Genomic DNA, 16,479 nt, shown 5'->3' with positions numbered 1-16,479 from the left:
CGCGCCGGCAAAAACCGTCGTCACTCCTGCGCCTGCGGCCCCACTTTCGCCGCCGCCTCGCGATAGATCAGCCGGGCGAACTGCCAGTCGAACCAAAACCCCTGCACCGGCGTGCCTCGGTTGGCCGCGCCTTTGTCTCGAGCCTCAATCAGTTCCCGCGCCGTCGCCAACTGGCTCCGCGCCTCCTCCACCCGCCCGAGTTGCCGCAACGCCATCGCCAGGATCGCCCGCGCCGTCGCCTGCCGGGGCTCGTTCGCGTTCTCGTAGTTCAGGCACCGGTTGGCCCAGTCGGCCGCGCGGGCGAGGTCCCCGCGCCGGTACTCCCAGAGCGCGAGCGACATCGAGCGCCACGCGGCGCCAAACCCGTCGCCATTCGAATCCGCCATCGCCAGCGACTTGGCCGTGCCCTCCGCGTAGGGCTTCAGCGACGCCAACAGTCGTTCGTTCGCCGGGCGCAGGAGACTGATCTTCACGATGCGATCCCCCGCCGACACCGCGGCCGCCACATGGTGCAGGATCGCGGCCTCGCAAAACCGCTCGTAACCGGCCACGTCCCCGCTCTCGATCAGCGCCGGCCCTAGCCGCAGCAGATCGAGCGTGGTCACGTCCCAGCCGTCCAACTGGTCGATGCGCACCAGCATCTGGAAACGTTTCACCGCTTCGGCCCAGCGATTCTCCACCGCATGCCATTCGCCGAGCGATCGCAGCACCGCCGCGCCTTCCACCGTCGGCTGGTTCACCGGAATCCCCGCCAATAGCGCATCCGCCTTCGCAAACTTGTCCTGGCTCACCAGCAGCGCGGCCTGCGTCAGCTTCTGCCGCAACTCCGCCCCTTGCCGCAACCGCGCCTCCTCCTGCTCCGCCGCGACCGCCCGCCGGCGCGCGTCCCGCTCGCGCAGGAACAGCCAGGTCGAGGTCGCCGTGCCGAGGATGAGCGAAAGTCCCACCGCCCCGGTCGCCACGAACACGCCCCGGTTGCGCCGCACCAGCTTCTGAAAGCGGTAGATCCGGCTCGGCGGCCGCGCCACCACCGCGTCGTTGCTGAGGTGACGCTGGATGTCCACCGCCAGGCCGTTAGCCGTCTCGTAACGGCGGCGCCGATCCTTCTCGAGGGCCTTCATCACCACCCAATCCAGGTCGCCCCGATACAGCGCCCAAAGGCGCGCGGGCTCCGAGCGCCGCGCCGTCGCCACGCGCAGCAGTTCCTCCGGCGCCAGCATCTTCAGCCGCACCGACGGCCGCGGCGGCTCCTTCTCGCGCAGGATCCGGCGCATCCCGTCGTACCCGGCCGACCCGAGTTCCTGGGGATCGAAGGGCGTCTTGCCCGTCAGCAATTCGTACAACAGCACCCCGAGGCTGTAGATGTCGCTGCGGGTATCGATGTCCATCGCCCCCAGCTCCGCCTGCTCGGGACTCATGTACGCCGGCGTGCCGATCAGTTGACCGTCGGCCGTGACGAGCACCTTGTCGGCAAGCCTGACTTCGGTGGCCTTGGAGATGCCAAAATCGATGACCTTCGGCACCGGCACCCCGTCATGGAGGGTCACCATGATGTTCGAGGGTTTGATGTCGCCGTGGATGATGCCCTTCTGGTGCGCGTGCTGGATCGCGTGGCAGATCTGCACGAACAGATCCAACCGCTCGCGCGTCGGCAGCCGGTGCTGGTCGCAGTACTCGGTGATCTTCACGCCCCGCACGAGCTCCATCACGAAGTACGGCGACCCGCGCTGGGTCGCGCCGGCATCGAACACGTGCGCGATGTTGGGGTGATCCATCATCGCCAGCGCCTGCCGCTCCGCCTCGAAACGCGCGATCACGCTCCGGGTTTCCATCCCAAGCTTGATGATCTTGAGCGCCACCGCGCGGCGCACCGGCTCCTCCTGCTCCGCCTCGTACACCACGCCGCAGCCGCCTTCCCCGATCTTCCGGCGCAGCTTGTACCGTCCGATCCGGCTCCCGATCGGCTCCTCGCCCGGCAGGTACGCGCTCATCGCCTCCGCCAGCCCCTCGGCCCCGTGCTGCGCGTGGAGCGTCGTGATCGCGCGATCCACCGCGGACGTCGTCTCCGCAAAGAACTCCTCCGCGTCGTCCGCCGCCCGCAGCAGCGCCTCCACCCGGCGGCGCAGGGTCAGGTCGCCCCCGCAGGCTCCCTCCAGGAACGCGCGGCGCGCCGGACCGTCGGCCAGGTGGCGCGCAGTCTCGAAGATTCCAGAGGGATCACGCACGATCCGGGCATCCATCGCGTCGCTCATGTCATGCGAGATTCGACCGCGAAAGCCGACACGTGAACCTCAGCCCTTCTGGGCCCGGATGCTCTCAAACAGCCATGCCTTCGCGTAGGCCCAGTGCCGTTCCACCGTTCTTTCGGTCACGTCCAGCATCTCGGCGACTTCCTGATTGGTCCGCCCGCCGAAGAACTTCAGGAGCACGACCCGCGCCTTCTCCGGATCCTCCAGTTGCAGCCGCTCCAGCGCCTCGTCGATCAGCAGGATCTTCTCGTCCGGCGTGGTATCGGCCAGCTCGACGTCGTCGAAATTCACGCGCTGCCGGTCGCCACCCCGCTTGAGGCGCGACTTGCGCCGGGCGTTCTCGATCAGGATCCGGCGCATGGCCTCCGCCGCCGCTCCGAAGAAGTGCGCGCGGTTCTGCCAGACCTGGGCATCGTCCCGGTTCAGCCGCAGCCAGGCTTCGTGCACCAGCGCGGTGGGCTGGAGCGTCTGCCCGGCGGGTTCGCTCGCCATACGCACCGCCGCATGGCGCCGCAGTTCGTCGTAGACCAGCGGCAGGAGTTCCGCCGAAGCCTGGCGCTCGCCCCGGCCGCACGCCTGCAGCAACCGGGTGATCTCGGAGGTCGCGGCCAGGATCTCAGCCACGATGCGCCTCCTTGGGGAACGGCTCGCGCTCCGCGGGACCGCTCGGGCCGGGGGGATTGGAATGGGCGTGCGCAGTCACAGCGGTGGGCCGGCGCGTGGGGTGGTTCATACTTGGGGAAATTCGAGCCGCGTGGGGCCGCGGATCGATCGCAGGGGTTGGGTCGGCGGTGGTTTATGGCCGCCGAAGTTCGTGGCGCAAGGTCAGTCCGCTTGACCGTTAGGCGCAGCGTCACGGGTCCGCCCCAAGGCAGTTTTCCCGGCCGCCCGACCCGGGAAAGTTCTCGGGCCGCCCCCGCGTCGTCGACGCGCGGCGCTGCCCTCGTAGTCTCCACCCGCATTGCGGTTGGCCGCGCCAAAATAGGGCTTCCTTGTTGGGGAGCGCGGCCCCATGGTCGCGACGCGCGTCCGATTGCGAGGGCTTTCGGCTCCCACGCGCCGGTGTCCACGCCGGTCTCGGAGCCCCGATACGTCATCCGCCTCCCGGCGACACCAGCGAAAGCTCGCGCGATCCATATGTCATCTCCCGTCATCATTCAGGGCGGCATGGGCGTCGCCGTTTCCAACTGGCAGCTGGCCCGCACCGTCTCGCGCCTCGGCGAACTGGGCGTCATCTCCGGCACCCTCCTCGCCGTCATCCTTGCCCGCCGTCTCGCCGACGGCGACGCCAGCGGCGACATGCGCCGCGGCCTCGAGGCATTTCCCATCCCCGCGGTCGCCGAGCGTATCATCGACACGTACTTTGTCCCCGGCGGCCAGGCTCCCGGCACGCCTTTCCGCGGCGTGCCCATGCCGACGCTTGAGCCCAGCCGCGCCTTCACCGAGCTCACCGTCGCCGCCAACTTCGTCGAGGTGCATCTCGCCAAGGAGGGGCACTCCGGCCAGGTCGGCATCAACCTGCTGGAAAAGATCCAGCTCGCCACCCTGCCGTCGCTCTACGGCGCCATGCTCGCCGGCGTCGATTACGTCCTGATGGGCGCGGGCATTCCCCGCGCGATCCCCGGCGCGCTCGACCGCCTGAGCACCGGCGCCGCCGCCGAACTCAAGGTCGACGTCGCCGGCGCCCAGGACGCCGAGGCGTACTTTTCGCGTTTCGATCCCGCCGCGTTCTTCGGCCGTCCCGCCCCGGTCGTACCGCGGCCGCAGTTTCTGGCCATCGTCTCCTCGGCGACGCTCGCCCTCACCCTGGCAAAAAAGTCCAACGGTCGCGTCGACGGCTTCGTCGTCGAGGGCGCACTCGCCGGCGGCCACAACGCCCCGCCGCGCGGCCCGCTGCAGCTGGACGCGCAAGGCGAACCGATCTATGGCGTGCGCGACACCCCCGATCTCGCGAAGATCAAGGAAATCGGCCTGCCGTTCTGGCTCGCCGGCGCGCAGGCCTCGCCCGCCCACCTCGCCGCCGCCCAGGCCCAGGGCGCCGTCGGCATCCAAATCGGCACCGCGTTCGCTTTCTGCGACGAAGCTGGCGTCGACCGCTCGCTCAAGGACGAGATGATCGCTGCCAGCCGCGCCGGCAAAGCCCGCGTCTTCACCGATCCCCTCGCGTCGCCCACCGGCTTTCCATTCAAGGTCGCGCAGCTCTCCGGCACGTTGTCCGAGGCCGGCGTCTACGCCGCCCGCGAGCGCGTCTGCGACCTCGGTTACCTGCGGCAGCCCTATCGCCGTGACGACGGTTCGCTCGGCTACCGCTGCTCCGCCGAGCCCGTCGACGCCTTCGTCGCCAAGGGCGGCGCTACCGCCGAGTGCAACGGACGAAAGTGCCTCTGCAACGGACTCGTCGCCACGGTGGGACTCGGGCAGCGGCGCCACGGCGCGAGCGAGACGCCGATCATCACCGCGGGCAACGAACTCGCCACGCTCGCGCGGCTGGTTCCGCCCGGCGCTGACCGCTACAGCGCGGCCGATGTCATCGCACATGTGCGCGGCACGAGCTGACGCCGCGCCACACGTCGCGCGATTCGCGTGACGCACGCGCACAAACTTCGCGCTCGCGTGGAAAAATGTTCGACGTTTTCCACCGCGGGCGCATTAGTCAGGTGCGCCACCGCGGTATTTTCCGCGCGTGGTGAGTGTATCCGAAAGGGTACGTCGCCGGGCACTCCGCCCGTCGAAAGCAACCTCAACCAGGGAAAGACATGCCTAAAGCAAAGGCCGTGAAGAAAGCTAAGAAAGCTCCGGCAAAGAAGGTGAAGAAGGTCGCGAAGAAGAAGTAAGCTTCGGCGATTCTTCCGCACCACCCAGCCACGATGAACGCGGGAGATCACCTTCCTCATCAGGCCGGCCGAGCTGTTCAACCAGCGACCGGCCGCAGTGAAGCTGATCTCACTTACCACCGCGTTGCATCGTGTTTCTGGCGGACGACCAAGGCCGCGAGCCAGTGAATCACCGGTCTACCTGGACCTGTCACTGAGTTCGCACCGACAGCCGCCTCCGCAATCCACAGTCGAAGACCGGCGCCTCGCGCGCTGGTCTTCGACTTGTTGTTTTCGGCCCCTGACACGACCGCGCGCGCGCGCGGAGGGGATGCCAAACCGCCCGCGTCGCAATTCAACGCTCAGCATTCGGCCGGCCTTCAACGTCGATGCAGAAGAACTGCCGGCTAAGCGGTGCCGTCACTGCCTCCGGCATTCTGCATTCTTCATTCTCAATTCTCCATTAGGCCGGCCGCCCGTGGCTGAACCTGAAAACCAGAGCGTCGGTTCAGCTTTCAGTCTTTCAGCTTTCAGCATTCGGCCGGCCGCGGCCGGCCGTAGCCCGGCGGCCGTCAGGGCACATCCGGCGTCTCGTTGTCGAACTCCGGATCAAACACGCCGATCTGTCCGTCCTCCACGCGCTGGAGCAGGATACCGTAACGATAGCAGCGGTGCTCGCCCGGACCCTGGTCGCACATGTCGGTCACGGTGAGTTCGCTCGCGTGGGTGTCGCGGTTCATGGCGATCAGCGGAAACTCACTCTGTCCCACCTCGCGGCCTTGGTCGTAGGGCGTGAACGCCAGCCCGAGAATCACGTAGCTCTCCGCTTTCGGGTCGGTGGGCATCGGCAGCTGAAACGTGATCTGCACGCCATTCTTGTACCCCTCCGGGATTCGAATGTGCAGCACCTGCTCCTCGCCTCGCTTCGGTTCGTCGAGGACGAACACGGGTTTTCCATCCGGACGTGGTCTCGCGGAGACGTCCTTCAGGTCGTTCAGGTAGGCGTCGATGTCGCGAACGCCATACTCGCCGACCTTCTCTGTGAACAACTGCACATTCACCTTAACCGTGGCTTTATACATGTTGGCTGGATCTCATTGTTTGCGGTAATCGCCGGTAGCCGGCGCGACGGAACCCAGGGTGGGCTCCGCCAAAGGGTCCGTGGAGTGATAGCCGGTCTCGCGGAGGCGGCTGAGCAAGGGTCGGGCCTCCGGCGTCCGCCCGAGCAGGACGAGCGCCTGCGCCGCCGGGTCGAGCACGCGCCCATCGCGCGAGGCATCCAACCTGGACTCCAAAACCGCCAGCACGCGTTCCCAATGCCGCCGCGCGCCGTCGCGATCTCCCACCGCCGCCGCGATTCTGCCGGCGAGCAGGTGGGACTGGGCCGCCTCGGCCAGGATGCGGGTGTTGGCGCGCTGCTGGTCGATCTGCCCGTCGCCGATCTCCGTCGCGCGCGCCACCGCCACCGCCGCCGCGCCCGCGTCGCCAGCAGCGAACTGCAGCGCCGCCTCGAGTTGCCACGCCACGCCCAGGCACCGCGCGATCGTGCGTGAACTCGGCTCCGCGGTGGCGAGTTCCTGCAATTGCGTGCGGGTCTTCACCAGCGTCGCGAGCACCGCCGCGTCGCCGCGCGCCCGCTGCACCGCCGCCTGCTCCAGGCGCAGGTTGAGGAGATACGTCTGCCAGCGCCGGTTCTTCGGGTCCTTCGTCACCAGTTCCTGCAGCGTTCGCTCTGATTGCGCAAACGCCTCCACGGCCGCGTCACGCCGCTCGAGGATCGCGAGCGCGATCCCGCCAAAGGTCATGCTCTCCGCCAGGCGAATCTGCCAGCGCGCCACGCCGGGCTCCGCCCGCGCCAGCGCCGCGTACCCGGTCTGCATCTCGCGATACGAGGCCAGCGCGTCCTGGTAGCGGCCTTCGCGCTCCGCCACGCTGCCCAGCCACGACGACACCTCGGCCAGCCGCGCGCGCAGCGCGCGATCGTCCGGCGTCTCCGCCAGCAACGCCTCGGTCTCGGTCTTCTCGCTCTCGAACCCGCGCCGCGCCTCCTCCAGCTTCCCCAGCTCAAACGCCAGCACCGCCAGGTTGTCGTGCGCGTAGGACAACTCGAGCCGCGCGCGCCGGCTCCGTCCTTCCACGGCCATGAGCGCCGTCGCGGTATCGCGATAGCGGCCGATCCACTCCAGCGCCACCGGTAGCGCGCCGCGCTTGCGGGCCACCGCCGCGATCCAGAACTCCGCCTGCCCGCGTTCGAAGATCATGTCCGCGTTCTGCGGATGCCGCCCGGCCAGGGCGGCGGCACGCGCCTGCGCCGCCGCAAATGCCGCCTCCGCCTCCGCGAGGCGGTTCTCATCCAGACGCACTTCCCCGATCTGCGTCAGCGCCTTGGCCTGCCGCGTCAGCGCCGTGTCCGTCAGGTCCTGCGGTTTCAGTCCGGCGAAATAGGTCATCGCCTTCTCCCCCACCGCATCGAGGAGCTGCAACCGGCCCACTTTCTTCAGCTCGGCGTGAAAGTCCCCCAGCATGAAGGTCAGCAGGTCCTCCGCCTGCTCCTGCCGGCGCTGCGCGTCCCGGCGCGCCTGGGCCTCCGTCTGCCGCGCCGCCACCGCCACGCCCTCCGCGCGCGTCGCCCGCACCGCCTGCCACACGCTCACGCCCGTACCCGCCAGGAGCGCCGCCAGCACCGCCGCCGCGCTCGCGCACGCGAGCCGGTTGCGCGCCACGAATCGCTCGACGCGGTACAGCGCGCCGGGCGGCCGCGCCTCCACCGGCTCCCGGCGCACATGCCGCAGCACGTCGGCCGCCAGCTCCCGCGCGGTGCCGTACCGGCGGTCCGGGTCCTTCTCCAGGCAGCGCGCCGTGATCCAATCCAGGTCCCCGCGCAACGCCGCCACCAGCGCGCGCGGCGTCGTGCTCCGCCCTCGCGCCACGTCCGCCTGCTCCGCCGCCGCCAGCGCCGCCACCTTGGCCGAGGGTCGCACGACCGCGCCTTCCCGCGCCAGTCGGCGAAAGCTGTCCAGCCCGCCCTGCGTCAGCGTGCCCGGCTCCAGCGGCAGCCGCCCCGCCAGCAGCTCGTACAGGAGCACGCCCAGCGCGTACACGTCGCTGCGAATGTCCACGTCGACGTCCCGCTGGTCCACCTGCTCCGGACTCATGTACGCCGGCGTGCCGATGAACTGTCCCACCGCCGTGACGAGCGTGCGGTCCGTCAGCCGATCCTGCGTCGCCTTCGCGATGCCAAAATCGATCACCTTCGGCGCCGGCACCCCGTCGACGAGCGCCACGAGGATGTTCGAGGGCTTCACGTCGCGGTGAATGACGCCCTTCTGATGCGCATGCTGCAGCGCCAGGCACACGCGCGCGAAAAGCTCCAGCCGGGCCCGCACCGGCAGCGCGTGTTCATCGCAGAAGCGCGTGATCGGAATGCCCTCCACGTACTCCATCACGAAATACGGCCGCCCGGCGTCGGTCGCGCCGGCATCGAACACCCGCGCGATGTCGGGATGGTCCATCAGCGCGAGCGCCTGCCGCTCCGCCTCGAAACGCGCGATGACCGCGCGGGTGTCCATCCCCAGTTTGATCACCTTCAGCGCCACGCGCCGCCGCACCGGCGCCTGCTGCTCCGCGAGGTACACCGCCCCGCAGCCGCCTTCGCCCAGTTTCTGCTCGAGCCGGTACCGCCCGAGCACGTCGCCGATGCGTTCCTCGATCCGCCGCGGCACGCCCGCGGGGCCCTCCTCCAGAAAGCCGCCCGCCCCCGCATGCGCCGCCAGCAGCGCCTCGAGCCGCGCCCGCCGCGCCGGGTCGCCCGCGCACACGCGGTCGAGCAGCTCCGTGCGCGCCCCCACCGGCAGCTCCAGCGCATCGGCAAAGAGTTCGTCGTCGCGCAGGCCTGGCGTTGAGGGGTTGGGGTCGTCCATGGGGTCGAGACGGAAAACGCGGGAGCGCGAACGCGTCACGCGCGGAGGCGCTGCATTTCGTTGAACAGCCAGGCCCGCGCGTATGCCCAGTCGCGCTTCGCGGTCCGCGGCGAGATGCCCAGCACCTCCCCCGCCTCCTCGAGCGTAAGCCCGGCGAAATACCGCTGCTTCACCAGTTCGGCCTTGCGCGGGTCGTGGGCGGCGAGCGCGTCGAGCGCCTCGTTGAGCCGGAGCAGCTCCTCGTCGTCCTCCGCCAGCGCCGCGACATCAAAACCGGTTTCGCTGGCGCTCAACTTCGCCAGCCCGCCGCCGTGGCGCGCCGCCTGTTTCCGTCGCGCGGCATCGACGAGGATCCGCCGCATGCCCTCCGCCGCGGCGGCAAAGAAGTGCGCCCGATTCGCCCACGCCGGCTGCGCATCGCCGCCCAGCCGCAGCCACGCCTCGTGCACCAGCGCCGTCGGCTGCAAGGTCTGCCCGGGCCGCTCCCGCGCCATGCGCGCCGCCGCCAGCCGCCGCAGCTCGTCGTACACCAGGGGTAACAACTGCTCGGCTGCGTGGGGGTCGCCCTGCTCGATCCGCTGGAGGATCAGCGTGATGTCTCCGTCATTCACCAGCCAACGAGCCTGCGAAGCCGCCCCGCGCGATACAAAGCCAAAAGATGACACTCCGCCTCCGCTACGTGTCATCTTGGGTCAGAGGCCGGAGGCCTGATGGCCAGATGTCGGATGTCAGACGTCAGAGGTCAGAAGCCGGAGGCCGGAGGCCGGAAGCCGGAGGCCAGATGTCGGATGTCAGACGTCAGAGGTCAGAGGTCAGAGGCCGGAAGCCGGAGGCCTGAAGCCGGAGGTCAGAGGCCGGAGGCCAGAACCTTCAGCTTTTCAGCCCTTCGGCCCTTCAGCCTTTCCGCCATTTGCCGCCGGCTTCGCCGGCGGCAAATGGCGGCGGTGGCCCCTTTCTCCCCGGAATCTCGCTTTGGAGGGAGTATGACCTCCACTCACCCGCATCCGCACCTCAACGAAGCCAGGCAGGGATCCCGGACCGGCGCGTCCACGTCCTCCACCCTGGTGTTCGCCGCGAACCTGCGCCGCGGGACGCGCGGGGTGGCCATCCCCTTCTTCCGCCGGTGGCGGCTCTTTGCCGAAGCAACCGCCGCCCAGGACCCGGTCGACGAGCTCGAGCGGCAGCTCCACGCCCGCATCGCCGAGCTGGAGCGGCGCAACGGCCTGCTGCGCGAGGAGCTCGACCGCCAGGTGCTCATTGCCCAGGAACTGCGCCGCGAGAAGGCCATCGTGGAAGCCGCCGGCACCGCCCGCCGCGATTTTCTCGCCCAGGTCAGCCACGAGATCCGCACCGCGCTCAACGGCTTGCTCGGCGTCGGCAATCTCCTGCGCGGGACCGCCCTCACCCAGGAGCAGGCCGATCTCGTCCAGGCGCTCACCCGGGAGGGACATTCCCTTCGCACCATGCTCAACGACGTGCTCGACCTTTCCAAGATCGAGGCCGGCGGCCTCACCCTTGAGCACATCGATTTCGACCTCCGGGAACAGCTCCAGCTCGCGGTGCTGCTCTGCTCCGACGACGCCTCCGCCAAGGGGCTCCAGCTCTTCCTCGAGCTCGATCCCGCCGTGCCGACCGCGGTCTCCGGCGACCCGGTGCGGCTCCGGCAGATTGTGCTCAACCTGATGAGCAACGCGGTGAAGTTCACCCCGCGCGGCGGCAATGTCGTCCTCAAGGTGCGCCTCGACGAACGCGCCTCCGCCCGCTTCCGGCTGCGGTTTGAGGTGATGGACACTGGCATCGGCATCCCCGCCCACGTGCAGGCCCTGCTCTTCCGGCCCTACGTCCAGGCGGAACCCTCGACCAGCCGGCGCCACGGCGGCACCGGGCTGGGGCTCGCGATCTGCAAGCGGCTGATCGAGCTGATGCACGGCGAGATCGGGGTGAAGAGTGTGCCCGGCAGCGGCTCGCGCTTCTGGTTCACGCTGGAACTCGATGCCGCCCAACCCGCAGCTCACCCCGCCGCCGCGCAGTCGTCGCCGGTGGTCTGCGGAGATGCCCGGCCGACCCCAACCGGAGCCTGAACGAGCCGCAGGCGCCGCGTCGGGCCTCGCGCCCGAGTGGAAACAGTAAGGGCGCCGAGGTTAACCCCGGCGCCCTTGCCGACTTGAACTGCAAACTATGAACTTCCCAAAAAGAACGGGGAACTAACACCGGGAGAGACGCCGCGTCCTGGAGGGACGTTCAATCTTCCGGCCCGCAAAATTGCATGGACACGGTTCCCCGCCCACCTAGGTTCCGCGAACTCCTGGCCCGGATGGCGGAATTGGCAGACGCAACGGACTCAAAATCCGTCGCCCTCTAAAGGCATGTGGGTTCGACCCCCACTCCGGGCACCATCAACGCGGCGAAGGCAGGACCGCGCCGGTGAAAGGCGCCAACAACATGACGGGCGAGTCCCTCGTCGACGTGGATGAGCTGCCCCGACATCGCACGCCTCGCCTCGAACCACGAAAGAGTGGCCTTGCGGCGGCCTAGCGACAGACTTCCGAAGCGTCGGCCGCCGCCTCGACATGAATCACGTCCACTCCTCCAGTCTTGCCGCCACGCTTGATTCGGTCGCCGACGCTCTCTTCTTCCGGCGTCCGATCTCTACCGCGGAACGATCCCGGGCCGCCGGCTGGATCGCCGGACGTCAGGGACTACCCGGCGCCTACGCCGATATGTTCGCGCCCACCCGCTCCGACTGGCGTGGCATCCGGCTCTTCACCGGTGAAGTTGTCCGCACGGGCGCGGGGGTCGGTCATCAGCTCGGCGAAGAGGGCTGCCGGATCCTCACGGTCCTCAAGGTCAGGAACCAAACGGTATCAGGTGCCCTGCGACGCGCCGTGGCCGGCATGTCCGCCCAGCTCGCCGCCACGGAGCAGCGCGGCCACTCGACCTCGTGCTATTGCTGCGGCACCTGCAGCGCGGCCTATTGGCGCAACCTCGCCACCGGCCTGTTTCCGGAGGCAGAGGAGCGATTGCGGCGCGGGCTGCAGGAGCTGAGCCGACTGCGCACGGAGGACGGCGGCTGGTCCCGGTTTCCGTTCTACTTCACCTCGCTCGCGCTCCTGGAAATCCCAGACGAGCTTGCGCGGCGCGAGCTGAAGTATGCCGCGCCGCGTTGGGAACGGATTCTCCCGCGCCTCTCGCGCTCCGACCGTCAGTTCGACCGCCGCCGCGTCGAACTCGGCCGCCGGCTCCTCGCGCGTTGCGCGGAGTAGCTTCGCCTTGGCCTGCTTATCCGTTCCGATCCGCCAATGAGCTGGGAATCGCACCAACGTTACCTCGAACGGCAAGCGCTGCGCGCCGCGCAGAAGGCGATCGACCGCGGTGCGCTCACGGCGGAGCGGCGGGCGGACGCCTCCCGGTTGCGTATCCAGACGGTGGAGCCGTGGAAACGCGCGCTGCTGGCGCTCGCCAGCGTCGCGCTCGGGATCACCGCCTACCTCACGTTGGACGCTCTGCCCGTCGCGGTTTCAGGCGGCCTGTTCGTCGGCAGCGGACTCCTCCTCGCCTTCGCCGCCCTCGGCATCCGGCGCACCGCCGAAGCGGTTCTCGACAGCGTCGACCTCGTCAGCTTGCTCGACGCGCTCTTCTAGCCATTCGCCCTGAAGGCGAAGGAAACGGGCGCCCGCTGCGGTCCGTTGGGGACACCGACGCGACTCTCCCCGCCGGTCGACCTCACGATCCGCCGCCGAAGCGCGCTCCGACCGCCGGGGCCGCACCCGCGCCCCGTCATTCTCCATTCCGCATTCTCCATTCTCCATTAGGCCGCCGCCGCGCCGCGGCGGCGGCCGTGATAACTCGCCAATTTTGGCGTATTATCCGCGATAACTCGTCAGATTTGGCGTGTTATCTCAGTTTGGGCTGCTAGCATCGGCGCAGCATCATGAGCACTTCGCTTGCCTCGGCACTCGCCAGCCGGGTTCGTCAGGAGCGCCTGCGGCTGGGCTGGACCCAGGCCGAGGTCGTCGCCCGTTCCGGCATTCCCAGCCGTTCGTACCAGCGTTTCGAAGCCACGGGCGTCATCACCTTGCACGCCCTCGAGCGCGTCCTGGCGGCGCTCGGACTCAGCTTCGGGCTGACCTCGTCCGACGCATCCGCTGCCCCCGCCCCCGACCCGCGGCTCGCGCGCGCCCGCCAGCGAGGATTGCGTCGGGCCCAGCCTGCGCCTGCGCCGTCCCCGACCCCGACGCCCTCCACCGGCACCGCTTCACCCGCTCCGCGCGCGCCCCGCCCGTTGCCCGCATCACGCCCCAGTCCCGCCCAGGTCGCCGCCATGGCCGAGCAGCACCGCCAGCGGATCATGCTGCTCGTCCGCGCCATCGTCTTCAATCGCCTCAACAACTACACCGCCCACCAAGTCGTGGTGAACACGATGAACAGCGCCCACCTCGCCGAGGCCGAGCGCCCCGCGTTCATCGGCGCCGTGACTGCTCAGCTCAACGGCCTCAACGCGCAAACCATCCAGGCCTTTTCGATCAGCCCCGCCGACTTCGAACGCTGGGCCCGCGACTGGGACCCCACCCTCGGCATCGTCGACGCCTACGCCGACGCCGCCCGCAGCGGCTGAGCAGCGGAACCCAAGCGTCCTGGCAGCGCGCTGGGCGAAAACGGCACGCCCGGAAGGGGCGCCCTCCATCGCTCGGCGCTTAGGATCCGACCCGTAGCCATGGGGGCGTCGGTTCAGCGCTGAACATTCTTCGTCCGTGCTCGAACTCCGCGACCTTCCGGAACGGACAACTCAAGTCACTGTTGTCGTACGCGTGCCCCGACGGGATGGCGTGAGCCAGATTCTAGCGGACCATAAGTGGTCATCCCTTACCCTTTGCCTTTCTCAGCTGGAGCAGGAACACGCCGGCCGGGTGATCGGCCTTCCGCGCGAGCCCGACGTGCTTGCTGACGTAGAACGCTGAACCCATGTCGAGGTGCTCCGCCAGCCAGCCATTCGGCACGCCCATGGTCTGCCGCAGATGCGTCGCGATCGCGACCTTCCACGCCGCTGACTTCGAATCGCCGGCCGCACATTTGCATCCGATTAATCCGAGACAGCGATCCAGTGCGGCCCGCCAGCGCAGGCTCCGCTCCTCCCGGCAGTCGGCCCCGGTCCACGCATGATGGTCCTCCGGCACCAACTGCTCGCGAAGGACGGTTGCCTTGAACTCTTCGGTTCCCAACGCCCAACCCCGCGTCAGATTCACATAGGCTTTGTTGCGTCCGGCGGGTCCTTCCGCCGCCTGCCACGCCATGTAGTCGGCGTAGCATTCCCAGCCGGCCGGTGTGTCCGCCAAACCTCCGGCCTGCGTCAGGAAGCCTGCCACGTCCAGAAAGGCCGGCCGCGCCTTCGGGCGGGCTAGGAACCGATAGCTCCCGTGGCCGTAGTTCCCAAGTGTCTCCACCGTGATCATGCGGGCGCGCACGGGATTCAGATGAATATAATCACACACCTGCCCCAAGGCGGTCCCCTTCTCCACCAGCAGCGCCTTGTATCGTCCCTGGAACAACTGCCCGTTCTCTCCGCGGTACCGGTTGAACCGATTCGCGTACACGCTTTGCAGCCACTGCATCCCCGCCACCAGATTCCCCGCCGGCGTTTCGAGCGCCAAATGGAAGTGATTGCTCATGACCACCCACGCATGCAGCACCCACCCGTACCGCTCCGCCGCCTCCGCCAGGCACGCCTCGAACGCGTCCCGCGCCCCCTCTTCACGAAACACCCACGCCCGATAGTTCCCGCGATTGATCACGTGGTACACCGCCCCGGGGTACTCCACTCGCCACTTGCGCGCCATGCCTCCTCCCCATGTCACTCCGCCCTCCCCTCCTCAAGGTAAAAGGTAAGGGATGACCCCTTTTGACCGGTTTGACAGAACCCCATCGGTCCCTTGTCCAAGCTGCACCTCCTTAGGCGCAGTGTATCATAATCGTCCAGATATTAGGCACTTCTGCTCACCCACGGCCGCGCTCGTCAGGAAGAAATGTGGGTAATTGAAAGGCCGGCCGGACGCTTACCACGCTGGAAGCGCGCCTGATCGTAGGTCTCGTACGTACGAGACTCCCAATCGCACGCCAGCCGTAACTCTCGTACTTACAAGGCACCCAAAGCTACGCTTACAGCGCATCGAGGTGCTCGCCCGGCGGGCACCGGTGCATTACGTGAAGGCGTACGAGCGGACGGTGTTCGTCAGCCCGGCCAAGACCGCCCCAGTGTACTCGGCGTGGCCGGCTGCTGAAAGCCCCTTCGGACCGGTACCGTAACGGCCTGCTACTCTGACTCAGTGTCTTCAGCGTCACGCCCATGTAGTCGAACGGTCGGCGCGATAGTACCAGCTGGAATCACAGTTTCGGTCCTCACCTCGGCGATTGAAAAGGGAGTAATATCACCGCGGGCCATTTTGGACGCCACGCCCCCCTCCTCATCGGTAACGTAGTAGGTCCAAATCCACCTATTTCCATCAACCTCGAGTCTGGGAGCATGGAACTGCTGTAGAATCGAGTACGATCGGGCGACCAAATCGGCACTTGGGCGAGTCGGCCACATCTTCTGCCTAGATCTGCTCCGCATGTAGGTATCATCAATGGTATTTTCAGTCGGATTTGGAAATACCACGGAAAGAACGCCAAGCAGTTTTGACCTAATGAAACTGAGCCGTTCCGAAACGGGCACCTCGGCATTAACAATTGCCGCTACACCGAGAATATTTCGGGTAATCATCACGAACTCTCCACGGCGATCCCGATACAGCAGACATCCGTCCCCTAACGGATCCCGCACAATCACCATCGTTCCAAGCGTCACCCAATCAAAAGACTCCGCTCGATACGGGCCTATCTCCACCCGCAACTGCGAACCGGCCCCGGCAACGCGACAATCAAGCAATACGCTGATCACAACGAGCACACAGATACAGCCAATGGTTTTCATTTTACATCGCCTCATTATTTCGGTCTAGCTACTATCACGTACTCACCACTTCGGTGCATAACGATACGCGCTCTCGGCCGGTCCTCGTCAGCCCGAAAGTATCCACGAAGGTCGGACGGTGTAAATGAATCTATTCCTCCTTTACCGTACAAATTTGTTATCCGGAACATCGGTTCATCTCCATCCGCTCTTCGGATTGTGACTTGGTGATAGACCCCCTTCCCCTCCGATTCATTGTCAAGACGAAATACTTGAATCGACATTGGCACATCATTCACTGTATCAAGCAGGTCAGAAACTGAAGACACGTATTTTTGCTCCAGCGTCACGCCTCTCGTTGACGCGACAGCTGCAGCCGCATCGAAGTCCACTTTCGCCACCTTCATGTCATAGTCCAAGCCGGGGATGAACTAAAGGGGACGGACATGTTCGATGCGAGGCTGCGCGGGGACCGCTGGTTGGTCCACTGTAAGCGTTCAACTTGGGCGTGGTGACGGGGCGATTCGTACCGGCTAGACTCGGGGGATGGC

Annotated in this window: 12 protein-coding genes and 1 tRNA gene; 6 read left to right on the top strand and 7 right to left on the bottom strand. The window is 67.4% G+C overall.

Annotation, left to right across the window (positions count from 1 at the left end):
* Positions 1–20: 20 nt before the first annotated feature.
* A complete protein-coding gene (locus DB354_RS18400; protein WP_199226888.1) occupies positions 21–2,252 on the bottom strand; it encodes a serine/threonine-protein kinase in 2,232 nt (743 codons plus the stop codon).
* Between the two features lie 39 nt (positions 2,253–2,291).
* On the bottom strand, positions 2,292–2,873 hold the full coding sequence (locus DB354_RS18395) for a sigma-70 family RNA polymerase sigma factor (RefSeq protein WP_233256695.1): 582 nt from the start codon (positions 2,871–2,873) through the stop codon (positions 2,292–2,294).
* A 513-nt stretch (positions 2,874–3,386) separates the two neighbouring features.
* Here DB354_RS18395 and DB354_RS18390 point away from each other — a divergent pair.
* A complete protein-coding gene (locus DB354_RS18390; protein WP_107837115.1) occupies positions 3,387–4,805 on the top strand; it encodes a nitronate monooxygenase in 1,419 nt (472 codons plus the stop codon).
* An 829-nt stretch (positions 4,806–5,634) separates the two neighbouring features.
* On the opposite strand, the gene DB354_RS18385 is transcribed toward DB354_RS18390, so the two are convergent.
* The 3 genes from DB354_RS18385 to DB354_RS18375 are packed head-to-tail and all read right to left on the bottom strand — an operon-like array spanning position 5,635 to position 9,593.
* Positions 5,635–6,144, bottom strand: coding sequence for a hypothetical protein (locus tag DB354_RS18385; protein WP_107837114.1), 510 nt, complete (start codon positions 6,142–6,144; stop codon positions 5,635–5,637).
* A 12-nt stretch (positions 6,145–6,156) separates the two neighbouring features.
* A complete protein-coding gene (locus DB354_RS18380; RefSeq protein ID WP_107837113.1) occupies positions 6,157–8,982 on the bottom strand; it encodes a serine/threonine-protein kinase in 2,826 nt (941 codons plus the stop codon).
* Between the two features lie 35 nt (positions 8,983–9,017).
* On the bottom strand, positions 9,018–9,593 hold the full coding sequence (locus tag DB354_RS18375) for a sigma-70 family RNA polymerase sigma factor (protein WP_199226887.1): 576 nt from the start codon (positions 9,591–9,593) through the stop codon (positions 9,018–9,020).
* Positions 9,594–9,965: 372 nt separating this feature from the next.
* Between DB354_RS18375 and DB354_RS18370 the strand changes: the two genes are divergently transcribed.
* From DB354_RS18370 to DB354_RS22940, 5 genes are all read left to right on the top strand, one after another.
* On the top strand, positions 9,966–11,063 hold the full coding sequence (locus DB354_RS18370; protein WP_158277604.1) for an ATP-binding protein: 1,098 nt from the start codon (positions 9,966–9,968) through the stop codon (positions 11,061–11,063).
* Between the two features lie 227 nt (positions 11,064–11,290).
* Positions 11,291–11,378 (top strand) — tRNA-Leu (locus DB354_RS18365).
* A 174-nt stretch (positions 11,379–11,552) separates the two neighbouring features.
* Positions 11,553–12,245, top strand: a complete 693-nt coding sequence (locus DB354_RS18360; RefSeq protein ID WP_107837110.1) for a hypothetical protein — start codon at positions 11,553–11,555, stop codon at positions 12,243–12,245.
* Positions 12,246–12,281: 36 nt separating this feature from the next.
* Positions 12,282–12,623: a hypothetical protein gene (locus tag DB354_RS18355; protein WP_107837109.1), complete on the top strand. Its 342-nt coding sequence runs from the start codon at positions 12,282–12,284 to the stop codon at positions 12,621–12,623.
* A gap of 290 nt (positions 12,624–12,913) precedes the next feature.
* A complete protein-coding gene (locus tag DB354_RS22940; RefSeq protein ID WP_107837108.1) occupies positions 12,914–13,597 on the top strand; it encodes a helix-turn-helix transcriptional regulator in 684 nt (227 codons plus the stop codon).
* 241 nt (positions 13,598–13,838) lie between these two features.
* On the opposite strand, the gene DB354_RS18345 is transcribed toward DB354_RS22940, so the two are convergent.
* Together DB354_RS18345 and DB354_RS22100 are read right to left on the bottom strand one after the other, a co-directional pair.
* The gene (locus DB354_RS18345) at positions 13,839–14,816 is read right to left on the bottom strand and encodes a transposase (protein WP_107837107.1); all 978 of its coding nucleotides are present in this window, start codon (positions 14,814–14,816) and stop codon (positions 13,839–13,841) included.
* A 473-nt stretch (positions 14,817–15,289) separates the two neighbouring features.
* Positions 15,290–15,949 carry a hypothetical protein gene (locus tag DB354_RS22100; protein ID WP_146180321.1) on the bottom strand — a complete coding sequence of 220 codons (660 nt, stop codon included), beginning with the start codon at positions 15,947–15,949 and terminating at the stop codon, positions 15,290–15,292.
* Between the last annotated feature and the right edge of the window lie 530 nt (positions 15,950–16,479).

It is taken from the genome of Opitutus sp. ER46, assembly GCF_003054705.1.
Classification (GTDB): Bacteria; Verrucomicrobiota; Verrucomicrobiia; order Opitutales; family Opitutaceae; genus ER46.
This window is presented reverse-complemented; position numbering and strand designations above follow the sequence as displayed.